20 protein-coding genes are annotated in these 21,369 nt (G+C 63.1%); 4 read left to right on the top strand and 16 right to left on the bottom strand.

The window, feature by feature from the left end; genetic code table 11:
• Positions 1-233: 233 nt before the first annotated feature.
• The 5 genes from bfr to IP76_RS23470 all read right to left on the bottom strand — a co-directional run bounded on the left by bfr (position 234) and on the right by IP76_RS23470 (position 7,277).
• Positions 234-719 carry a bacterioferritin gene (bfr, locus tag IP76_RS10065; protein ID WP_054158066.1) on the bottom strand — a complete coding sequence of 162 codons (486 nt, stop codon included), beginning with the start codon at positions 717-719 and terminating at the stop codon, positions 234-236.
• Between the two features lie 253 nt (positions 720-972).
• Complete coding sequence (locus IP76_RS10060; protein WP_197278328.1) at positions 973-1,374, bottom strand: bacterioferritin-associated ferredoxin; 402 nt, start codon at positions 1,372-1,374, stop codon at positions 973-975.
• Positions 1,375-1,410: 36 nt separating this feature from the next.
• Entirely contained in the window at positions 1,411-4,809 is a 3,399-nt protein-coding gene (locus IP76_RS10055; protein WP_245281432.1) for an error-prone DNA polymerase, read from the bottom strand.
• 31 nt (positions 4,810-4,840) lie between these two features.
• Positions 4,841-6,376, bottom strand: a complete 1,536-nt coding sequence (locus IP76_RS10050) for a DNA polymerase Y family protein (protein WP_306765474.1) — start codon at positions 6,374-6,376, stop codon at positions 4,841-4,843.
• Positions 6,315-7,277, bottom strand: coding sequence for an ImuA family protein (locus tag IP76_RS23470; protein WP_054158063.1), 963 nt, complete (start codon positions 7,275-7,277; stop codon positions 6,315-6,317). The genes IP76_RS10050 and IP76_RS23470 overlap by 62 nt, the downstream gene beginning before the upstream one ends.
• 158 nt (positions 7,278-7,435) lie before the next feature.
• Between IP76_RS23470 and IP76_RS10040 the strand changes: the two genes are divergently transcribed.
• Positions 7,436-7,879, top strand: a complete 444-nt coding sequence (locus IP76_RS10040) for a metallopeptidase family protein (RefSeq protein ID WP_054158062.1) — start codon at positions 7,436-7,438, stop codon at positions 7,877-7,879.
• 149 nt (positions 7,880-8,028) lie between these two features.
• Entirely contained in the window at positions 8,029-8,778 is a 750-nt protein-coding gene (locus tag IP76_RS10035) for an SDR family oxidoreductase (RefSeq protein WP_054158097.1), read from the top strand.
• 8 nt (positions 8,779-8,786) lie between these two features.
• On the opposite strand, the gene ftrA is transcribed toward IP76_RS10035, so the two are convergent.
• Positions 8,787-9,803, bottom strand: a complete 1,017-nt coding sequence (gene ftrA / locus IP76_RS10030; protein ID WP_054158061.1) for a transcriptional regulator FtrA — start codon at positions 9,801-9,803, stop codon at positions 8,787-8,789.
• A gap of 67 nt (positions 9,804-9,870) precedes the next feature.
• Between ftrA and IP76_RS10025 the strand changes: the two genes are divergently transcribed.
• Positions 9,871-10,269 (top strand): rhodanese-like domain-containing protein, encoded by a 399-nt coding sequence (locus tag IP76_RS10025; RefSeq protein ID WP_054158060.1) that lies wholly within the window; start codon positions 9,871-9,873, stop codon positions 10,267-10,269.
• Between the two features lie 12 nt (positions 10,270-10,281).
• Here IP76_RS10025 and IP76_RS10020 read toward each other — a convergent pair whose 3' ends face one another.
• The 10 genes from IP76_RS10020 to obgE all read right to left on the bottom strand — a co-directional run bounded on the left by IP76_RS10020 (position 10,282) and on the right by obgE (position 20,383).
• On the bottom strand, positions 10,282-10,812 hold the full coding sequence (locus tag IP76_RS10020; protein WP_054158059.1) for an RNA pyrophosphohydrolase: 531 nt from the start codon (positions 10,810-10,812) through the stop codon (positions 10,282-10,284).
• A gap of 41 nt (positions 10,813-10,853) precedes the next feature.
• Complete coding sequence (locus IP76_RS10015) at positions 10,854-12,026, bottom strand: divergent polysaccharide deacetylase family protein (RefSeq protein ID WP_054158058.1); 1,173 nt, start codon at positions 12,024-12,026, stop codon at positions 10,854-10,856.
• 84 nt (positions 12,027-12,110) lie between these two features.
• Positions 12,111-13,430 (bottom strand): S41 family peptidase, encoded by a 1,320-nt coding sequence (locus IP76_RS10010; protein ID WP_054158057.1) that lies wholly within the window; start codon positions 13,428-13,430, stop codon positions 12,111-12,113.
• On the bottom strand, positions 13,420-14,901 hold the full coding sequence (locus IP76_RS10005; RefSeq protein ID WP_245281431.1) for a murein hydrolase activator EnvC: 1,482 nt from the start codon (positions 14,899-14,901) through the stop codon (positions 13,420-13,422). The genes IP76_RS10010 and IP76_RS10005 overlap by 11 nt, the downstream gene beginning before the upstream one ends.
• Positions 14,902-14,981: 80 nt before the next feature.
• Entirely contained in the window at positions 14,982-15,464 is a 483-nt protein-coding gene (gene rlmH, locus IP76_RS10000) for a 23S rRNA (pseudouridine(1915)-N(3))-methyltransferase RlmH (protein WP_054158056.1), read from the bottom strand.
• A 203-nt stretch (positions 15,465-15,667) separates the two neighbouring features.
• Positions 15,668-16,078: a ribosome silencing factor gene (rsfS, locus tag IP76_RS09995; protein WP_245281434.1), complete on the bottom strand. Its 411-nt coding sequence runs from the start codon at positions 16,076-16,078 to the stop codon at positions 15,668-15,670.
• 134 nt (positions 16,079-16,212) lie between these two features.
• Complete coding sequence (locus tag IP76_RS09990; RefSeq protein WP_054158054.1) at positions 16,213-16,803, bottom strand: nicotinate-nucleotide adenylyltransferase; 591 nt, start codon at positions 16,801-16,803, stop codon at positions 16,213-16,215.
• A 37-nt stretch (positions 16,804-16,840) separates the two neighbouring features.
• Positions 16,841-18,124 (bottom strand): glutamate-5-semialdehyde dehydrogenase, encoded by a 1,284-nt coding sequence (locus IP76_RS09985; RefSeq protein WP_054158095.1) that lies wholly within the window; start codon positions 18,122-18,124, stop codon positions 16,841-16,843.
• A complete protein-coding gene (gene proB / locus IP76_RS09980; RefSeq protein ID WP_054158053.1) occupies positions 18,117-19,295 on the bottom strand; it encodes a glutamate 5-kinase in 1,179 nt (392 codons plus the stop codon). Before proB ends, IP76_RS09985 begins: the two co-directional genes overlap by 8 nt.
• Entirely contained in the window at positions 19,295-20,383 is a 1,089-nt protein-coding gene (obgE, locus tag IP76_RS09975) for a GTPase ObgE (protein WP_054158052.1), read from the bottom strand. Before obgE ends, proB begins: the two co-directional genes overlap by 1 nt.
• Positions 20,384-20,469: 86 nt before the next feature.
• On the opposite strand from obgE, the gene IP76_RS09970 reads away from it, so the two are divergent.
• Positions 20,470-21,336, top strand: coding sequence for an endonuclease/exonuclease/phosphatase family protein (locus tag IP76_RS09970; protein WP_054158051.1), 867 nt, complete (start codon positions 20,470-20,472; stop codon positions 21,334-21,336).
• The last annotated feature ends 33 nt before the right edge of the window (positions 21,337-21,369 follow it).

The raw sequence follows: 21,369 nt of genomic DNA, 5'->3' as shown, positions 1-21,369 counted from the left end.
CCGACTGTGTCGGGCGCCTCAGGATGAGGGGAGGCGTCAACGTTGGCGGGGGGCGGAAAACTGGCGTCCAATGCAGGCAGAGGAGAGGGGCATGTCGCTCTGGGCGGCGTTGCCGTTGCGCGCTTGCTCCGGTGAAGCAGATCCAAATCGGATCCGGGAGCTCGTATCGCGAAACAAAAAAGCCCCCGTAAGGGGGCTTTCGCTGGGGTGGCTTTCGCTGTGATGGCTTGGGCTTATTCGGCCGAATCGGCGGATTCGGCGTTGAGCTGGCCGTATTTCTCTTCGCCGATCTTGCCGAGCAGCTCCAGCTGGGTTTCGAGGAAGTCGATATGGCCTTCCTCATCGATCAGCAGCTGTTCGAACAGCTTCATCGAGACATAGTCGCCGGCCGCGTGACAGATGTCGCGCGAGGCCTTGTAGGCGGTGCGGGCATCGTATTCGCCGGCGAGGTCTGCTTCGAGCACTTCCTTGACGTTCTGGCCGATGCGCAGCGGTGCGACTGTCTGGAGGTTCGGGTGACCTTCGAGGAAGATGATGCGGTCGATGATCTTGTCAGCGTGCTGCATTTCTTCGATCGACTCGGCGCGTTCCTTCTTGGCGAGCTTGGTGTAGCCCCAGTCGTTCAGCAGGCGGTAATGCAGCCAGTACTGATTGACAGCGCCGAGTTCGAGAAACAGCGCTTCGTTGAGCTGCTCGATGACCTTCGGATCACCCTTCATGTTTGTCGTCCTTATACGTGATTGGAATGCCGAAACATTACCGCCCGAAATTCGATCTGTCGAGAGTGTTGTTAGAAGGATTCTAAAGTGTTGTGACGTTTATCGTGCAACTTCAGCGCCCGATACGGCGGCGCCTTCGCGCATCACAGAGGCATGCGCAACGGCTCGCATATGCACATTGCGCGCACGATGCGAGGCTGTCGGCGTGTCTTGGTAATCTCTGTCAGTGATGATTTTGAGGCGAAGAAAGGGATCAGCCGGCTGCGCGACGGCTGGCGAGCATGGCCTGACGGCGCTCGGCAAGAGCTGCCTTCTGCTCTTCATGGAACTGCTTCAGGCGCTCCATGAAGTCGACGACCTTGGTTTCCTCGGTCTTGCGGGCGGCGTGATATTCAGCAGTGGTGCGGATGATGAGGTCAACGACATTGGGGAAGCAGCCGCAGCAGCGACCGCGCTTGCCCATGGCGTGGTAGACCTTGCCCGGCACGATCAACTGCCAACAGTCTTCATCCAGCAGTTCAGTAATGACTGCCTTGATGTCCTTGTCGGTGATGTAATTGCAGCTGCAGACCAGCATGGTCGGGCACTCGTCAAACATGACACTCGTTGTCCCCTTTGTGTTAAACCAGATGAGCTTTGTCAAGAAAATTCGCAGACACGGCTTGCTTGGACGTGCAATGCCCAGACAGGGTCAGTGGAAATTGCGGCCCTTGGGCATCAACTGGGCCATGGCGCTGCGCCGCGGATGGCCGGGCGGTGGGGCGGCCACCGGCAGCGTGGAGGGTGGCTTTGGTGGCATCGGGCGCGTTTGCTTCTCGCGTTTTGCCTGGCGCTGGTCGACGCCCGGCCGGCGCACCTCATCGGCATGGGCCAATGTATCAAAGGCCTTCAGGTCTTTGAGCAGCAGGCCGAGGCGGGGGCTGGCATCGACGAGATGATCGGCGACGACATGGATGACACCATGGGCCTTTTGCAGCCGGCCGCGTAGGACAACCAGCCTTGCGCCCATGACCACCGGCCGATAGCGCTCGAAGACCTTTGGCCAGACGATGGCGTTGGATGTCCCTGTCTCGTCTTCCAGCGTCATGAAGATCACGCCCTTGGCTGAGCCTGGTCGCTGGCGCACCAGAACCAGGCCGGCGATCTGCACCTTTGCGCCATGCGCCATGTTTTCGAGATCGGCTGCCGATTTCAGCCCCGCCCGATGCATGGCCTCACGCAGGAAGGACAAGGGATGCGCCTTCAGCGAGAAGCTCAGCGTGCGATAGTCGCTCAGCACTTCTTCACCCGGCAGCATGCGCGGCAAGGCGACTTCGGCCTCCTGCTGCAGATCCTCGTCCGGACGTGTCAGGAAGAGGGGCAGGTCTTCGACTGCCGCTCCCGCATCGAGCGCCTGGGCGGCCCAGAGCGCATCACGGCGGTTCAGTCCCAGAGACGAAAAGCAGTCGGCATCGGCGAGTTTCTCGATCACCGCGCGGGGCAGGCGCGTGCGCAGCCAGAGATCGCGGACGGAATCATAACCCGCGCCGCGCCTTTCAACGAGGAGGCTCATATCCTTTTCCGACAGGCCCTTGATCTGGCGAAACCCGAGACGCACGGCATGGCGGCTCTTGATCACGCTGGTCATGGAGCGGTGGCGGGATGCGATGCGGGCGGGATCAAAGGCCGGTTGCCCTTGCGCATCGCCTTCGAGCGTTGAATCCCAGGCGGAATGATTGATGTCGACGGGCCGCATCTCGACGCCATGCTCGCGCGCATCGCGCACCAGCTGGCCCGGCGCATAGAAGCCCATGGGCTGGGAATTGAGGATCGCGGCGCAGAAGATATCCGGATAAAAGGCCTTGAACCAGCAGGAGACATAGACCAGCAGGGCAAACGAGGCCGCGTGGCTTTCGGGAAAGCCGTACTCGCCGAAACCTTCGATCTGGCTGAAGCAGCGGGCGGCGAATTCGGGATCGTAACCATTGGCCACCATGCCCTCGATCATGCGCTTCTGAAAACTCGAAACCTGGCCGGTGCGGCGGAAGGTGGCCATAGCACGGCGCAGTCTGTCGGCCTCTCCCGGGGTGAAGCCGGCGGCGGTGATGGCGATCTGCATGGCCTGTTCCTGGAAGAGGGGGACACCCAGCGTGCGTTCCAGCACGGTGCGCAGTTCCTCGCTCGGATAATCGATCGGCCGACCGGCGAGCTTGTCTTCCCGGCGCTTGAGATAGGGGTGGACCATATTGCCCTGGATCGGGCCGGGGCGGACGATGGCGACCTCGATGACCAGATCATAGAAGATGCGGGGTTTGAGCCGCGGCAGCATGCTCATCTGGGCGCGGCTTTCGATCTGAAAGACGCCAAGGGTGTCGGCCCGGCAGATCATGTCATAGACTTCCGGGCGCTGGTCTTCATTGACCGAGGCCAGCGTTTCCTGGCGGTCGTAATGGGCGGACAGCAGCTTGAAGGCCTTGGCGAGGCAGGTGAGCATGCCGAGCGCCAGCACGTCGATTTTGAGGATCTTCAGCGTATCGAGATCGTCCTTGTCCCATTCGACCATGTAGCGGCCATCCGCCGTGTTCATGATCGGCACCACTTCGTCCAGGCGGTCGCGGGTGATGACGAATCCGCCGACATGCTGGGAGAGATGGCGGGGGAAATTCTGCAGGGCCTGGGCGTAAGACAGGACATGCCGGGTGGTTTTGTCCTGGAGGTCGAGGCCTGCGGCCTTGGCCTGGTCCTCGGTGAAGTCGCTCGTCCACCAGCCCCAGATCGAGCCGGCAAGAGCCGATTGCACATCGTCCGACAGACCGAAGGCCTTTGCCACCTCGCGACCGGCCGAGCGGGCGCGGTAGCTGATGACGGCTGCGGTGAGCGCTGCATGCTCCCGGCCATAGGTCTCATAGATGAACTTGATCACCTCCTCGCGCTTCTCATGCTCGAAATCGACGTCGATATCGGGCGGCTCGTCGCGTTCGGTCGAGAGGAAGCGGTCGAAGAGGAGGGTGGTCTTCTGGGGGTCGACCTCGGTGATGCCGAGGCAGAAGCAGACGGCAGAATTGGCAGCCGATCCGCGGCCCTGGCACAGAATACCGACGGCGCGCGCGTGGCAAACAATGCGATAGACCGTGAGGAAATAGGGTTCATAGCGCTTTTCGGCGATCAGCTTCAGTTCGTAGTCGAGGAGGCCCAGCACCTTTTGCGGGATTTCGCCGGGATAGCGACGGGTCGCGCCCTCGAAAGTGAGGCGGCGAAGCGCCCGTGCCGGCGGTTCCCCGTCGAAGATTTCGTCGGGATATTGATGCGAGAGTTCGTCAAGCGAAAATCGAAGCCGGCTAAAGAGTTTCCGGTTGTTGGTCATGGCCTCCGGGCAGGCGCGCAGCAGACGGGCCATTTCGGCCCCGCATTTCAGGTGGCGTTCGGCATGGGCATGCAGGCGAAAGCCAGCCTCACGGATACCCACATGTTCGCGGATGGCAATGACGACATCGGCAAGCGGCTTTCGATCCGGGGCGTGGTAGACGACGTCGTTCGTGGCGACCAGAGGCAGATCGAAGCGGCGTGCAATCAGGCCGAGTTCGTTGAAAGTCTTGCGATCGGAACCATCATGGCGCGGCACAAGGCCTAAATAGAGCCGGTCGCCGAGGGCCGGCCGGATGCGGGCGAGGCGGGCCTGATAGGCCTCGACATCGCTGATCTCGGCGAGCGACGGGGGCATGGCAACGAAGAGCATGTTCTGCGCCCATTCGAGGAGATCTGCTTGATAAAGCGTGCAGGTGCCCTTCTGCGAACGCAGGTTGCCGGCACTGAGCAGGCGGCAGAGATTACCCCAGCCCTTGCGATCCATGGGATAGGCCAGAAGTTCCGGCGTATCGTCGGCAAAGACGAGGCGGGCGCCGGGGCGAAATTCAAGCCCGTTCAGCTTGGCGGATGCATGCAGGCGCACGACGCCGGCGACAGTGTTGACATCAGCAAGGCCGATCCCGTCGAGACCGAGCGCCAAGGCTTGCTGGACGAGTTCCTCGGCATGCGAGGCGCCGTCGAGAAAGGAGAAATTGCTTTTCAGCCCGATCTCGAAAAAGCCCTGCGGGTTTGTGGGGCTTTTCAAAAGCCCTCCAGACGGAGTGTTCATGCCCGCCTCAGGAGAAGAAACCCTGGAGGAACCAGGTCGGGTTGACGGTGCGGCGCTCGAACAGGCCTTCGCGATAAAGCCAGAAACGCTGGCCTGCCGTGTCCTCGATGCGGAAATAATCGCGCGGTGGCGCATCCTCGCCATCCGTCCACCATTCCGGCGCCAGGCGTTCCGGCCCCTCGGCACGGGCGATGCGGCGCTGGACGCGGCGCCAGCGGAAACTGGCCGGTGGGCCGTCAGGCACCGATGACATGACCTCGACCTCTTCCGGTCGGTCGAGCAGGCGAATGGGGCGCGGACTGCGCCTGGGCGAGGCTATGTCGCGCGTGCCGACCAGAGCACGGCCGAGCGCCTTGAGGCCATCGGTGAGGGGGGCATGGGTTGCGGCACGGTCCGGCCAGTGGCTGGCAAGTGGTACCGGCAGACGCAAGGCGCGCTCGCCGAGGCGGGCAGTCACCTGATCAAGGAAGCGGGTGAGAAGCTCGCTTGCCTCGGCGCCCTCGTCTTCGGCAAGGGCTGCCTGCCGGATATCGAAGGCTTCGCTGAGGAGCACGTTCAACCGCAGCAATTCATAACCGAAGCCGGCATCGAGTTCGTCGGCGAGCACGCCAAGGCGTTCGCGGAAAAGCGCGCGGATGCGGACGGGATCGCGCAAGGGAGCGGAGGCCCCAACCTCGATGCGGAAGACACGACCGTCGACGCGGAACACCAGGAGTTCGAACAGGCGACCGCCCTCGCCGCGGGCTTCGAGCGCGGTCTTCAGGCCGCCGGCGAGACGGCCGGCAAGGTCGAGCACATGGTCTTCGCTGACAATCGGTTCGGCCAGCCGCCGTTCGGCCGAGAGGAGCGGCAGCATGCGGCGCGGCGAAATCGGCTCGCCTTCGTGGCCGAGCGCCTGATCGAGGCGCAGGATCGGGACCGGGCCGAAACGGCGGGTGATCGGCGGACGCGGCGCAGCGATCAGGTCGCCCACCGTCTTTAACCCGACGCGTGCAAGATTGGCCAGCGTGCCCGCATCAAGGCGCAGGGCCGCGACCGGCAGGGGTGACAGAACCCGGATAGCGTCGGGCGGGGAGACCAGCGTGGGACCGCCGAAGCGGCTGCAGGCGCGGGCAAGCCCTGGCGTCGAGGCGACCGAGATGTGCACGGCAAGGCCGAAGGCGGTGAGGCGCTGGTCCAGATCCTCGACGAGTTTCGCCTCGCCACCGAAGAGATGGGCGCAGCCGCTGATATCCAGCAGCAGACCATCCTCGCCATCGAGGGCAACGAGCGGCGTATAGCGATCACACCAGTCGGCAATCGCATCGAGAAAGCTTCGATCAGCGGCGGGATCTGCCTCCAGAACATCGAGGCCTGCACAGATTGCCCGGGCCTCGGCCAGGCCCTGGCCCACACGCAGACCAAAGCCTTCTGCTGCTTCATCAAGGGCGGTCAGGCGCATCGTATTGGCTGAGCGGCCGGCACAGGCCAGCGGCGGGCGCTCAGGAGGCGTGGTCGAGGACCGGTCCAAACGCCAGGACAGACCCCAGCGGCGGCGGGCGATGCGATCCGTCGACAGCCTCGGAAGCCAGAGGGACAGAATACGGCGATCCGAGGCCGGATGTTGGGTGAGAAGCGATGGCGCGAAGGCGGCGGTCATGGGGTGTCCACTCCAGAATGAGGTCGGTCCGGCCCGGCATGCGGGATTTTTCGACACGGATGCGAAAGACGGGGTTCCCGATGCTGCCGCCCAGCAGGGACCCGTCGGCGAGAGACCGCGCCGCCGCCGGCGCGGGTTCGACAGACAGGCGAAGGGCGGCGCTCGATGCCTCCTCCTCGCCTGCCTGACGCAGGATCAACAGCCTGCCACCGGTGCCGCGTGCCTTGAGGCTGAGGCGCCGGCTTTCGGTCAGGCCGAATTTCTTCGGGTTGCCGTGCACTTCAAGCAGCACGGCGGCAAAGGCGCGCGAGGACAGGGCCGCCTCGGTGAGCCACAAGGCATCTTCGATACGGCGGGGCAGGGCATGCACGAGTTGGGCGGGGGCGAGGCCGTAATCGGTCAATCCCGGCGCATAGGCACGGCCCGCCTCGCGCACGACATGCGGATCGGCGATGAAGAGCAGATGACGTGGCGCGCTGCGATTGTCCGCAGCGTCCCCAACCTCTGCTGGGGATGCCGGCATCAAGGCCAGAGACAGACCAAGCCCGGTCACTGCGCCCGCCTGCTGCAGCCGTTCGCCGCGCAGTTCGACCATCGCCCCCCGTGCCGTGAGTTCAGTGGCCAGCGGCGCGAAAACGGAGGCTGCATCGCTTCCGGCCATGCCGGTTGCGGTGTGTGCGCGTTCGTCTTGCGCGCCTGCCGCCATTGCAGCCAGGCGCGCGGCATGGTCGGGCTTTCCCTCGATGCGGGCAACTGCCTGCCTGAGGGCAAAAAGCTCTTCCGTCGCCGAAGGGCGCTGGCCCATGACGTTCTCCTTGCTCAGATGTTCCTTATTTGTTCCTATGGATTCCAGAGCTGGCGAAAAGAGTCAACGGGGTGGAGATAAGAATTTATTCCTTCGTTGAATTCACTCTCGAAATGATGACGCAAAACCCCTATATGTGCGGGCAGTAAGGAGTACCCATGGCCCGCATAGACCAGAGTGAGGATTGGCAGGAACGGCACGCGCCGACGATCAGCACGTTCGAGTCGCTGGCGATCGAGGCCTATGGCCGGCTGCCGCAGGAATTTCGCGACCTGAGTAAGGATCTCATTATCGAGATCACCGATTTTCCGACCGATGAAGTCTTCGAAGACATGGCGCTCGAAACGCCTTTCGATCTGCTGGGGCTGTTCGAAGGGCGCGGCATTTCCGAGCGTTTCACCATGGAAACCGGGATGATGCCGAACCGCATCATTCTCTACCGGCGGCCGATCCTCGATTATTGGGCGGAAAACGAGGAGACACTGGGCGACATCATCACCCATGTGCTGATCCATGAAATCGGCCACCATTTCGGTCTGTCGGACGACGACATGGAGCGCATCGAGGAAAGCGCTGACGAGGCGGCTGCCGCCGAGCGGTGAAATTGCCTCGAAGGCCGCAAGAACCGCCTTTCCACGTTCCACCTGCCTCAACTCATCCATTGCCCTTTGTCTGGTGCAAACAAGAAACGGGTGTCGCGACACCCTTGCGCCTCTCTATGTCTGGCCTCCTGAAACAGGAGGTCATCATCATGAACAGTCTTCAGGGCAAGGTTGCCATCATCACCGGCGCGTCTTCTGGCATTGGGCGTGCGACGGCCGTGCTCTTTGCGCGCGAAGGTGCAGCCGTCGTCATCAATGCTCGGCGGGCGGAAGCGCTCGACCGGGTTGCAGCGGATATCCGGGCAAGCGGCGGCATCGTCCAGGCGGTCGCCGGAGATGTTCGCCAGGCAGACACGCATCGGCGGCTGGTCGACACGGCTCTCGAAGCCTTCGGCCGGCTCGATATTGCGATCAACAATGCCGGCACTGTCGGACGGATCGGTCCCCTTGCGACACTGGACCCTGCGGAGTGGCAGTCCGTGGTCGATGGCAACCTCACTTGTGCCTTTCTGGCGGCTCGGGCACAGATCCCCGCCATGCAGGCGAATGGTGGCGGTGCGCTCGTCTTCGTTTCCAGCTTCGTCGGCACCAGCGTCGGCTTGCCAAGCATGGCTGCCTATGGTGCGGCGAAAGCCGGGTTGATGGGGCTGGTGAAGGGTATCACCGCCGATTACGGCGCCGAAGGCATTCGGGCCAATGCGCTCCTGCCGGGAGGGACCGATACGGCGATGGCGGGCGACCAGACGCAGAAGGACTGGGCTGCGTCCTTGCATGCGCTGAAGCGGATTGCGCAGCCGGAAGAGATCGCGGCGGCCGCACTGTTCCTGGCCGGGCCAATGGGGAGTTTTGTTGCCGGTTCGGCACTCTATGCCGATGGCGGCAATGCGGCGGTGAAGTGAGGCCGGGCTCAGGCTGCATGGCCGAAGCGCGCGCGATAGGCGGCGGGGCTGGTGGCAAGCCGGGTACGGAAGTGGTGGCGGAGCGTCGCCGGCGTGCCGAAGCCTGCGGCAAGTGCGATGTCATCGAGTGACAGGTCTGCCTGGCGCTCCAGCAGATCGCAAGCGTGGCGCAGGCGGCGGGCGAGCAGGAATTCGCCCGGGGCCGAGCCGGTCAAGTCCTTGAACTTGCGTTGGAAGCTGCGCGTGCTCATGCCGGCGCGCGCGGCCATTTCGGCAAGCGTTACTTCCCGATCAAGATTGCCATCGATCCAGTCGATAAGGGGCGCGAGGCGCTGGCCTTCGCGCTCCTGCGGTACGGGTTTGACGATGAACTGGGCCTGGCCACCCTCGCGATGCGGCGGCACGACGAGGCGGCGGGCAACGCTGTTGGCGGCTTCTGCGCCGAAATCACGGCGCACTACATGGAGACAAAGATCGATGCCGGCTGCACTGCCGGCGGCGGTCATCACCTGCCCTTCATCGACATAGAGCACGTCCGGATCGAGCTTGATCAGAGGGAAGCGGCTGCGGATCGCATCGGCATAACGCCAGTGGGTGGTGGCGCGGTGGCCGTCGAGAAGGCCGGTGGCAGCCAGAACCGCAAGTCCCGAGCAGAGGGACATCAGCCTTGCACCGCGGGCATGGGCAGCACGCAGGGTTTCGATGAGCAGCGCTGGAACGGGTTCGCCGATACCGCGCCAACCGGGCACGACGATCAGATCGGCTTCGGCGATGAGGTCGAGATTGCCGCTCGTCGTGACGGTGAGGCCGCCGGCCGCGCGCAAGGGGCCGGGCTCGATGGCAGCGGTGGCATGGCGATACCAGTCATTGCCCAGTTCCGGCCGCGCCAAACCGAAGACTTCCACCGCCACGCCGAATTCGAAGGTGCAGAGGCCGTCATAGGCCAGCGTGACGACACGGGGACCGGTGAGGGGGGAGGAGGCGAAGGGTGAATTCATTGGCGCAATCTTTACGCATGTTGGCATTCAGGCCAGTTTCGCTCATTGCTGTAAAAAGGCAAGATCTCTCCATCGAAACACCAAGGAGATGCCCATGCCGAGCCATGTCACTGAAATTCCCGCCGCCGATCCTGCCCTGGTCGCGGCTCACTATGCGGCACGGCTTTCCTTCGAGACGGATTGCTGGGACGTGCATGCGGTGTTGGAAAAGGGGGAGCCGGATTTCGTGCTTCTCGACGTGCGCGGACCTGCATTGTTCGAAAAGGCGCATGTGCCAGGCGCGATCAACCTGCCGCATGGCAAGATGACGGAGCGGAAGATGGCGGAATGGCCCGAGGATACGCTGTTCGTGGTCTATTGCGCCGGACCGCATTGCAACGGCACCGACAAGGCAGCCCTTCGGCTGGCCCGGCTTGGCCGCAAGGTGAAGGTGATGATCGGCGGCATGACCGGCTGGGCGGATGAAGGTTTTGCGGTCGCGACGGGGTTATGAACGGGTTGCCGCTCAGCCTGCCAGGTGGGAGAACTCCGCCACGACTTCTTCGTAGACGGCGCGCTTGAAGGGCACGATCAGGTCGGGCAGATCCTGCATCGGCTTCCATTCCCAGGCATCGAATTCCGGCTGATGGCCGCCGGGCGGCGGGTTGATGGCGATCTCGTTCTCGTCGCCTTCGAAGCGGAAGGCGAACCAGCGCTGGGTCTGGCCGCGATACTTGCCGCGCAGGCCGATGCCGATCAGGTGGGCCGGCAGGTCGTAATTGATCCAGCGGCCGGCTTCGGCCAGCAGCGAGACGGTCTTCATGCCGGTTTCTTCATAAAGCTCGCGCATGGCGGCAGGCAGTGGCGCCTCGCCCGCGTCGATGCCACCCTGGGGCATCTGCCAGAGCTGCGGCGAGCCGTCATATTCGGAATTGCCTTCCGAGATGCGTCGGCCGGCCCAGACGAGGCCGGCCCTGTTCAGCACCATGATGCCGACGCAGGGGCGGTAGGGCAAATCTTCGGCCTTGATTTTCGGGCTCAAGTCTTCGGATGTCATGGGGCTGCTCTCGGTTCGCACGGTGCCTGCGGGTTTCGTCTTCAATCGGCGGCGATGGCGGAGACGCCGACGATCTCGATGCCACGGGCCACGGCTTCTTCGCGCCATTTGGCCACGGCGTCTATGGTTTCATCAAAGGCAGCGCCGACGCCGATGGCCTGGCCGTTGCGGCGGGCGATGCGTTCCAGTTCGTCGAGCTTTGCGAGGATCGCCTGGCTATCGATCTGGCTGTCGATGACGACATCGGCGAAAGCATGCGGAAAGCCGACGGCCTTGGCGTAATCCCCGGACAGCGAGCGCGCCGTCGAGCCATCGTCCAGGAACAGCAGACCGCGCGCGGCAATGTCGCGCATGATCGGATCCATCGCCTTGTCGTCGGCGAGGAAGCGGGCGCCCATATAGTTCATGATGCCGGTATAGTTGGTGATCTGACCCATCGCCTTGTGCAGGTTTTCAAGGTTCGATGCGGCACCCGCCTCGGCCAGAAGCGTATCGCGGCCCGGATCATTATTCGGATAGTCGAAGGGCTCCATCGGAACTTGCAGCACGATCTCATGCCCCTTGCGGCGGGCTTCCTGCATCCAGCGCTGCAGGCTGTTGCCAGTCGCGGCAAAGGCAAGGGTGATATCATCCGACAGGTCGCGCACGGCCTTCTGGCTGCCCGTCTGGCTCAGGCCGATGCCGCCGATGACGATGGCGATCTTCGTGCCGCGGGCACCGGACCAGGGCCTGGCGTAATAATCGACCGGGCGCAGACCCGTATCCGACACGACCGGCAGGCGGCCTTCGGGTGTGTCTTCGAGCAGATCCTCATTGGGCAGGCCGGCGAGACGGGGATCCTGTGTGTTCGTTGCGCCGATGATAACGGGGCCCTGGCGCGAGGTGGGGCTGAACGTGGTCACGACATTGCCGTCCGCCGTTGTTGTGCGTCGCACATTGGCGCCGTCACGGGGGCCGCTTGCCGATATACCGGCAGCAGGGCTTTCGGTCGTGTCACGTTGGGTTCCCTCGGCGAGCACGGGCGGTTCGGCTGCGGGGGGCGTCAGGCTGATCGGAGCTTCGATGGAGAGGGGTAGCGGCGAAAGTGCTGTCCAGGCGGACACGCCGACCAGGGCGAGACCGGCTGCAACGGAGGACAGGGTGGACAAACGTATGCGACGCTTGCGGCGGTGGCCGCCCTTTCGCTCCTGACCGAGCGGTGCATGCAGATCCATGCCGAGACTTCCGATGAATGTGGCGGATCCTGAAGATCCGAACGCCCGCGCCTTGAGGGAGACGCGGGCGGCGGCGATAGCGGTTTACTGCAGCGATGCCTTCTGCGGATCGGCCGGGAAGGCCGGATCGGTCTTCACGCCGCGCAGCAGGTCAAGCGCCTGGTTGAGCTGGACGTCATCCTTGGCTTCCGGCGGGACATAGGCGACCGAGCCGGAGCCTTCATCGGTTTCGGCATTGCCCTTGATGTGACCCGGCAGGGCCGATTCACCTTCGGAGCGGACCTTGCCCTGGAGTTCTTCCGGCAGGGGCTGCTCGACCTTGATGTCAGGCTCGATGCCGGTGCCCTGGATCGAACGGCCCGACGGCGTGTAGTACAGCGCCGTGGTCAGACGCAGCGCGCCCTTTTCGCCCATCGGGATGATGGTCTGGACCGAACCCTTGCCGAAGGAGCGGGTGCCGAGCACGGTCGCGCGCTTCAGATCCTGCAGGGCGCCGGCGACGATTTCAGACGCCGAGGCCGAGCCGCCATTGACAAGCACGATCACCGGCTTGCCATCGGTCAGATCACCGGCGGTCGCGTTGAAGCGGCGGGTGTCCTGCGGATCGCGCGAGCGGGTGGAGACCACTTCGCCACGTTCCAGGAAGGCGTCGGAGACGTAGATCGCCTGGTCGAGCAGACCGCCCGGGTTGAGGCGCAGGTCGAGAACATAGCCCTTCAGCTTGTCGGCCGGGACTTCCTTCTTGATCTTCTCGATCGCGGCTTCCAGGTCGTCATAGGTCTTCTCCGTGAAGGAGATGACGCGGAGATAGCCGACATCACCTTCGACGCGTGACTTGACGGCGCGGATCGGGATGATTTCGCGAGTGACGGTGATGTCGATCGGCTTGTCGGCACCCTTACGCAGGATGGTCAGCTTGATCGGCGTGTTGACCGCGCCGCGCATCTTTTCGACCGCTTCCTCAAGCTTGAGGCCGCGAACGCTTTCACCGTTGATATCCGAGATGAAGTCGCCGGCCAGAATGCCGGCCTTGGCGCCGGGCGTGTCATCGATCGGCGTGATGACCTTGACCAGTTCTTCTTCCATCGTCACTTCAATGCCGATGCCGCCGAATTCACCGCGGGTCTGGGTCTGCATGTCCGCCGCATCCTTGGCGTTCATGTAGACCGAATGGGGGTCAAGCGAGGTGAGCATGCCGTTGATGGCGCTCTCCACGAGCTTGTTTTCATCCGGCGGCGTGACGTATTGCGCGCGGATGCGCTCGAAGACGTCGCCGAAGATCGAGAGTTCCTTGTAGGTGGATGCACCCGCAGCCTGAGCCGGGACGCCCGCCGAATAAATGACACTCATCGCAGTTGCGCCCATCAGGGCGCCGACGAGGAGAAGAGAGACCCTACGTATCATTCTGTGCCTTTCCAGAATCGCCTCCGGCCCACCAAGGACGGGAATCAACCGGTTTACCGTCTTTTCGCAGTTCTATGTAAAGAGTAGGACGCTCCGTTTCCAGCGCCAAAGCAATGGCACTGGCCACTCTTTTTTCACCCATGGTCGCCAGCGGCTCTCCAGACAGCACAAACTTGCCCTGTCCCGTCGTGATGCGGTCCATGCCGGACAGCACCATGTGATAGCCTTCGCCCGTGTTCAGAATGATCATCTGACCGTAGCTTCTGAAATTGCCGGCAAACACAACCCAACCATCGGCCGGTGCAGTCACCAGAGCGCCGGGCTGAGCAGCAATCACGGTGCCCTGTGCCTGATGCCCGGTTCCATCCGGATCGCCGAACTGACGCAGCGTTTCGCCCGCCACTGGCAGGTCTAGCTTCTGCTGCAATTCGGAGAACGGATATGCTGGCGCAATACGGTTTTTATCAGGCAATCCCGACTGGGCCAAATCACGAGCCCGTGCCTTCTGGTCCTCGGTCATCTGGGCCCGGCGCGTCTCTTCGGCGCGGGCGAGTTCTGCGGCCTGGCGTACCGAAGTGATCTCGTTCTCGAGCGATGCGATCAGCGCTTCCATCGTGGTGACGCGTTCGGCAAGGCTTTCCGCCTGCTTGCGTTCGGCCTGCAGCTGCAGTGAATTGGTGCGTGCGAGCCGGTCATTCTCGACCAGAAGCATGTCCATCCGCCGTTCTTCCTCCTGGCGGCTGGCAATGGTCGTGACGAGGTTTTCCATCTCGGTGCGGCTGGCGTCGCGCAGCGCAATCAACTCTTTAAGGTCGCCTGCCAGCTTGTCTGTCTCTTGGCGGACGCCGGGCACGACTGCGCCGAGCAGGATGGCGGTGCGCACCGATGCCAGTGCATCCTCCGGGCTGACGAGCAAAGCCGGCGGCGGATTGCGTCCCATGCGCTGGAGAGCGGCCAGGACTTCGGCGAGCACGGCGCGACGGTCCTTGAAGGAGGCGCGGATCTTGTCCTCGCGCACACCGATATCGGCCAGTCGCTTCTCGCCAGCACTGATCTTGTTCTCGATGTCCTTGCGGCGTGCGGCAGATTCCAGCAGGGCCGATTTCAGGCTCTCCGAGGATTTCGTGATCTCGGCGATACTCTTTTCGAGCTCGGCCGTCTTTTCTGCCGAAAGCTGCATGGTGCGTGCCACTTCCTGCAGTTCGCTGCTAACCTCATCGCGCTTGGCGCGGAGTTCCAAGGCCGGGTCCGGCTTTTCCGCCGCAACGACCGGGGTCGTCACCAGATCGTCGCGCTCCGGTCGTGGCGGGACTGCGCCTGTCGTGATCGAAGACCTGTCATCCGGCGCGGCGTGCAGATGATGGTTTGCGCCAAGCGGCACCACGACGAGACCTGCGAGCAACGCAACGCGGCCGCAGCGGGCACCGCTTTGGCGCCACAGTCTGTCGATCGCGGTCAATCTGCTCGTCACTCGCAAGGCATTTTCCCAGGTTTGGCGGGAAAATACGCTGATTTGCGCCTCACGCAAAGCGATATAGCGCCATCCTTCCGTCACACCCGATGATAAGGGTGGCCGGTGAGGATCGTAACGGCACGGTAGAGCTGTTCGGCAATCAAGATCCGGACGAGCTGATGCGGCCAGGTGAGCTTTCCAAGGTTCAAAACGAGGCGGGCCCGGTCCCGCAATTCGGGGTCCACGCCGTCGGCGCCGCCAATGACAAAGGCCATGTCCCGCTGGCCATTGTCGGCTGCTTCCCCGATAAATTTGGCGAATTCGGCGCTGTCGAGGGCCTTGCCGCGTTCATCGAGCACGACAATGAAGGCGCCGTCGGGGATCTGGCGGGAAAGCTCGGCGGCTTCCTCGCGCTTTCTCGTGTCGGCATTGCCGGCGCGGCTTTCATTCAGCTCGACGGAGCGGGTGAAATCCAGTCCGCATTGCGGTCCGGCCTTGGCGAAGCGGTCCAGATAACGGGACGCAAGTTCCTTCTCCGGTCCAGCTTTCAGCCGGCCTACGGCATAGATGCCAATTTTCATGCGGCAGTCCCAGGGGTTAAGGTCACAAAACCATCTCTATCGGCAGGATGACGCCTGCCGTGTCAATCCGGCTTCGAGACCGTCCACCGGACGGCCGGCCGTTTTAGAGCATTCACGGTGATCACGGGATCACCGGACATACTCTAAGCTTTTGTTTTTCCGCATTGTCCGACGCCGAAGCGATCGCGCTTCGGCTGGAAATGCTAGTGCAGCCGATCCTCGATATCAGGCGCTGCCCACATCCTTTCCAGGTTGTAGAACTCGCGGATTTCGGGTCGGAATACATGCACGATGATGTCTCCCGTGTCGATCAGCACCCAATCGCCGGTTTCCAGGCCTTCGACGCGGGCAGAGCCCAGGCCTTCGTCCTTCATGTCGGAGATGAGGTGTTCGCTGATCGCCGTGACATGACGGTTCGAGCGTCCGGATACGACCACCATGTAGTCGCCCAGTGCGGATTTCCCGGCAATGTCGATAGAGACGATATCTTCTGCCTTCGAGTCCTCAAGGCTTGCGAGGACCAGCTCAAGCGCACGGGCTGCAGCATCGGCGCCACGTTCCATGCTCTTCGGGGTAGCGCGGGGTGCGCGTCCCTTGGTGTGTACTGTTGTCAGAGTTCATCCTTTCCTTGGCAAAACAGAACAGCACGTCTGCGTTTCCCATCGCTGGGATCGCATCCAAAAGGTGGCATCGATCGACGATTCTTTCAAGGGACCGGTCGCAGATGCCGTCATTGGGCGTCGGATCTTCATCCGTTTTCGGCAGCAGAGCGCAAGGCGGTGGAGCTCAGCGTCGAGCGCGGTCCGTGGATAAAGGTCCAGGCGGGCGCCTTCTTCTGCCACAGGACGCCGGCATCTTCCTCATCGACGCGGGCATAATCGAAGGTGCGAGCCATCTTCGAGGACAGATAGGCAAGCGTTGATCCGGGGCGATCGATCACGGCAATCGGGAAGGTGCTGGCGATCTTCTGCCAGTTTTGCCAGTGGTGAAAGCCTGCCAGATTGTCGGCACCCATGACCCAGACAAAGTTGACATCGTGATTGCGGGCGCGAATGAATTCCAGCGTCTTCGCCGTGTAGCTCGTGCCCAGCGCCTGCTCGAAAGCGGTGATCTTGATGCGCGGATCTTCCGCCAACGCTTCGCAGGCCGTCAGTCTCTCGCCAAGCGGGGCGAGCTGACGGTGGCTCTTCAAGGGGTTGCCGGGCGTCACCATCCACCAGAGTTGGTCGAGCTTCAGCCTGCGGATGGCGATTTCCGCGACGAGCAGATGTCCCCGGTGTGGTGGATTGAAGGACCCGCCGAACAGACCCACCACCATGCCTGGCTCGACATGCGGCATGATCCGATGGCGGTGCGCGATGGCGGGTTCCTCCACGTCAGGGACGGACCTGGCCGGTGCCGCGGACGCGGTATTTGAACGAGGTCAGCTGCTCGACGCCAACAGGGCCGCGGGCGTGCATCTTGCCGGTCGCAATGCCGATTTCGCCGCCCATGCCGAACTCGCCGCCATCGGCAAACTGGGTCGAGGCATTGTGCAGCAGAATGGCGGAATCGATCTCGTTGAAGAAGCGTTCGACCACGGCAGGATCTTCGGCGATGACCGCTTCCGTGTGGTTCGAAGAATAGCGGGCTATATGTTCGATGGCGCCGTCGATGCCGTCAACCAGATCGACCGAAATGATCGCGTCGAGATATTCGGTGGTCCAGTCGGCATCGGTTGCGGGCTTCAGACCGCCAATGCGGGCCAGGACGGCTTCGGATGCGCGGATCTCGCAGCCTTTGGCGGCGAGCGCGTCGAGGATCGGCTTCAAATGCGTGTCGGCAGCAGCGCGGTCCACCAGCAGGGTTTCGGCAGAGCCGCAGATGCCGGTGCGACGCATCTTGGCGTTGACGGTGATCTTGACGGCCATGTCGAGATCGGCTGAGGCATCAACGTAAACGTGGCAGAGGCCTTCGAGATGGGCAAAGACCGGGACGCGCGCTTCCTGCTGAACGCGGGCGACAAGGCTTTTGCCGCCACGCGGCACGATGACATCGACGGCGCCATTGAGACCGGAGAGCAGATAGCCGACGGCGGCGCGGTCCGTCACCGGCACCAGCTGGATCGCATCGCCCGGCAGGCCCGCAGCCTCAAGCCCCTTTACCAGGCAGGCATGGATGGCGCGTGAGGAATGGACGCTGTCGGAGCCGCCGCGCAGGATGACGGCATTGCCGGCCTTCAGGCAGAGGGCACCGGCATCGGCGGTTACATTGGGGCGGCTTTCATAGATGACGCCGATGACGCCAAGCGGGGTGCGGACGCGCTCGATATGCAGCCCGTTCGGACGATCCCATTCGGCAATCAGCGATCCGACCGGATCCGGCAGATCGGCGATTTCGCGCAGCGAACGGGCGATGCCGGCAATGCGCTCGCTGTTCAGCGTCAGGCGGTCAATAAAGGAGGCGGCGACACCGGTTTCGGCGGCGTTTTTGAGGTCGATGGCATTGGCTGCGAGGATCTCGGCTTCGGCTGCGAGCAGCGCATCCGCCATGGCATTCAACGCCTTGTTCTTGGCTGATGTCGAGGCGGTCGCCAGCGGTCGGGCGGCGCGGCGGGCGCGACGCCCGATGTCGAGCATCACGGCTTCCATCGAATTGTCATTGGAAACGCTATCAAGCATGGGCGGCATCCTTCCGGTCTTCGGCGGCAGCTGCATCGCGCTGGCCAAGTTCGGTCATGACGAGATCATCACGGTGGATCATGGCGGCGCGACCGGCATAGCCGAGGATCTCTTCGATCTCCTTCGACTTGCGCCCGCAGATGCGCCGGGCCTCTTCGGCATCATAGCCGGCAAGTCCGCGGGCGATCTCGCGGCCACTGGACCCGAGGATCGAAACCGTGTCGCCGCGATGGAAATTGCCAGAAACCGTGCGAACGCCGGCGGGCAACAGGCTCTTGCCGGATTTCAATGCGCCTTCCGCGCCAGCGTCGACCTCAATCGTGCCGGCCGGCTGGAGCTGTCCGGCAATCCAGGTCTTGCGGGCGGTGACCGGCGATTTCGACGCGGCGAACCAGGAATGGCGCGCGCCGCCTTCGATGGCGGCGAGAGGGTTCATCGTCTTGCCCGACGCAATGATCATCGCACAGCCGGCGCTGGTCGCGATCTTGCCGGCATCGATCTTGGTGCGCATGCCACCGCGCGACAGTTCCGAGGCCGCACCACCCGCCATGGCTTCGATATCAGGCGTGATCTCGGCAATCGTGTCGAGGAAACGGGCCTCGGGATCGAGATGCGGCGGGGCCGTGTAAAGACCGTCGATATCCGAGAGCAGCACCAGCAGATCAGCACCGGCCATGGTGGCCACGCGGGCGGCCAGGCGATCATTGTCGCCATATCGGATTTCGGTGGTAGCCACCGTATCGTTCTCGTTGATGATCGGCACGGCGCCGATCTTCAGAAGCTGGTTGAGGGTGGCACGGGCGTTGAGGTAGCGCCGGCGCTCCTCGGTATCGCCGAGGGTCAGCAGGATCTGGCCGGCCACGATCTGATGGCGCGAGAGGCTTTCTGCCCAGTGACGGGCAAGCGCAATCTGGCCGACAGCGGCGCAAGCCTGGCTTTCCTCGAGCTTCAAGGCGCCTTTGGGCATGTCGAGCACGGTGCGGCCAAGCGCGATGGCGCCCGAGGAGACGACGAGAACGTCGGTGCCACGGGCTTTCAAGGCGGCGATGTCATCCGAGATCGCATCGAGCCACTCCGACTTGATGCCGGAACCGCGATCGACCAGCAGGGCGGAGCCGATCTTGATGACGACGCGCTTGACGCGAGAGAGCGAGCGGAGCCGGGTCGTCATCAGTCGTCGCCTTCTCCGTCGAGGCCGGCTTCAAGATTGCCATCGCCGTCGCGGTTGCGGCGGTTCTTCTCGCGCTTTTCCGGCAGGGGCTGGTTGCCCTGGGCCGCGACAATGATGTCGCGCAGCGCACGCAGCGCATCCGTCATGCCCTTGCCGGTGATGGCCGAGAGCAGGAGGGGCGTCTGGCCGCAGGCCTTTTTCAGTTCCGCCGCCTTCTTCTTCAGTTCTGCCGCGTCGAGCACGTCGATCTGCGACAGCGCCACGATCTCCGGCTTGTCATCCAGGCCGCCGCCATAGGCGTCGAGTTCGCGACGCACGGTCTTGTACGCCTTGCCGACCTCTTCTTCCTGGGCGGAAACGAGATGCAAAAGCACGCGGGTGCGCTCGACATGGCCGAGGAAGCGGTCGCCGATGCCGACGCCTTCATGGGCGCCTTCAATCAGGCCCGGAATGTCGGCCAGGATGAATTCGCGCTCGTCAATGGTGGCGACGCCGAGGTTCGGATGGAGCGTGGTGAAGGGATAGTTGGCGATTTTCGGCCGGGCGCGGGTCACCGCGGCAAGGAAAGTCGACTTGCCGGCATTGGGCAGGCCGACGAGACCGGCATCGGCAATCAGCTTCAGGCGCAGCCAGACCGTCTTTTCTTCGCCCTCAAGGCCAGGATTGGCCCAATCCGGCGCCTGGTTGGTCGCGGTCTTGAAGTGGGCATTGCCGAAGCCGCCATTGCCGCCCTTGGCGATGCGGAAGCGCTGGCCTTCGACCGTGAGGTCGACGATCAGGGTCTCGTTGTCTTCCTCGAAAATCTGCGTGCCGACCGGGACCTTGAGGGTCACGTCGTCGCCATTGGCGCCGGTGCGGTTGCGGCCCATGCCGTGCGTGCCGGTCTTGGCCTTGAAATGCTGCTGGAAGCGGAAGTCGATCAGCGTGTTCAAGCCATTGACGGCTTCCACCCAGACATCGCCACCGCGACCGCCATCGCCACCGTCAGGTCCGCCGAATTCGATGAACTTTTCACGCCGGAACGACACAGCACCGCCACCGCCGTCGCCGGAACGAATGTATACTTTTGCTTCATCGAGAAATTTCATCGTACTGCCGTCTTGTGTCGGTTGCGTTTTTCCGCTCGGATCGCGGCCATCGTTATCGCCGCAGGGCGCGGAGGTCAAAGAGTATCGTGAAGTTCGTCAGCTACAACATCCAGTATGGCATCGGCCAAGACGGGCGTTTTGACCCGGATCGGATTGCAGCCAGCCTTTCTGGCGCCGATGTGATCGCGCTTCAGGAGGTCACCCGTGGCTTTTCGCGCAATGGTCACGCCGATCTCGTCGCGGTGTTTTCGGCGGCCTTCCCGGATTACTCTTGCGCTTTCGGGCCGGGCTGCGATGTTCTCGTCGACCATCAGATGGTCGATGGGCGTCGCATCGAACGGCGCTTCCAGTTCGGCAATATGGTGCTGTCGCGTTTTCCGATCAGGGCCACGCGCAACCTGCTCTTGCCGCGCATGCGCACCTATGACCGGCTCAACCTGCAGCGTTCGGCGCTGGAGGCGGTGATCGAGGTGCCGGGGGAGGGGCAAGGGGAGGCGCTGCGCGTTTACTCCGTGCATCTCGACCACATCTCTCCCGACGAGCGGATCGCGCAGATTGCCTTTCTCAAGGAGCGAGCCTTCCGCTATCTCGAAGAGGGCGGGGCGCTGACCGGGATCAATGAGTTTGACCTGCCCGATCCGCCGTTGCCGGCGGACTTCGTGATCATGGGCGATTTCAACATGGAGCCGGAGAGCGCGGAATATCTTACGATGGCCGGGCGCAAGGATGCCTATTACGGCCGCGTGGCACGTACCGGCTTTGCCATCGATGCCGAGGCGCGGATCGGCCGGCCGGCAGACGGCTATAGCTGGATCAGCGAGGATGGCGCGCGGCGCATGCATCTCGATTATTGTTTCCTGAGTGGTGGCCTTGCTCCAAGATTGAAGGCCGCATGGGTGGATCTGTCGGCACTCGGCTCCGACCATTTTCCGGTCTGGATCGAGCTTGCTTGATGGATCCGGGCAAGGTTTGCCCAGATCCCGCTT

This window comes from Rhizobium sp. AAP43 (assembly GCF_001296045.1).
Taxonomy (GTDB): domain Bacteria; phylum Pseudomonadota; class Alphaproteobacteria; order Rhizobiales; family Rhizobiaceae; genus Allorhizobium.
The sequence above is the reverse complement of the archived record's forward strand: the minus strand, read 5'-3'. Positions and strand labels throughout refer to the sequence as shown.

Coding starts and splice junctions, on each gene's coding strand:
- bfr (WP_054158066.1), bottom strand. CDS start 719: ATGAAGGGTGATCCGAAGGTCATCGAGCAGCTCAACGAAGCGCTGTTT.
- IP76_RS23470 (WP_054158063.1), bottom strand. CDS start 7,277: ATGGGCCAGCGCCCTTCGGCGACGGAAGAGCTTTTTGCCCTCAGGCAG.
- IP76_RS10040 (WP_054158062.1), top strand. CDS start 7,436: ATGGCCCGCATAGACCAGAGTGAGGATTGGCAGGAACGGCACGCGCCG.
- IP76_RS10035 (WP_054158097.1), top strand. CDS start 8,029: ATGAACAGTCTTCAGGGCAAGGTTGCCATCATCACCGGCGCGTCTTCT.
- ftrA (WP_054158061.1), bottom strand. CDS start 9,803: ATGCCAACATGCGTAAAGATTGCGCCAATGAATTCACCCTTCGCCTCC.
- IP76_RS10025 (WP_054158060.1), top strand. CDS start 9,871: ATGCCGAGCCATGTCACTGAAATTCCCGCCGCCGATCCTGCCCTGGTC.
- IP76_RS10020 (WP_054158059.1), bottom strand. CDS start 10,812: ATGACATCCGAAGACTTGAGCCCGAAAATCAAGGCCGAAGATTTGCCC.
- IP76_RS10015 (WP_054158058.1), bottom strand. CDS start 12,026: ATGGATCTGCATGCACCGCTCGGTCAGGAGCGAAAGGGCGGCCACCGC.
- IP76_RS10010 (WP_054158057.1), bottom strand. CDS start 13,430: ATGATACGTAGGGTCTCTCTTCTCCTCGTCGGCGCCCTGATGGGCGCA.
- rlmH (WP_054158056.1), bottom strand. CDS start 15,464: ATGAAAATTGGCATCTATGCCGTAGGCCGGCTGAAAGCTGGACCGGAG.
- IP76_RS09990 (WP_054158054.1), bottom strand. CDS start 16,803: ATGCCGCATGTCGAGCCAGGCATGGTGGTGGGTCTGTTCGGCGGGTCC.
- IP76_RS09985 (WP_054158095.1), bottom strand. CDS start 18,124: ATGCTTGATAGCGTTTCCAATGACAATTCGATGGAAGCCGTGATGCTC.
- proB (WP_054158053.1), bottom strand. CDS start 19,295: ATGACGACCCGGCTCCGCTCGCTCTCTCGCGTCAAGCGCGTCGTCATC.
- obgE (WP_054158052.1), bottom strand. CDS start 20,383: ATGAAATTTCTCGATGAAGCAAAAGTATACATTCGTTCCGGCGACGGC.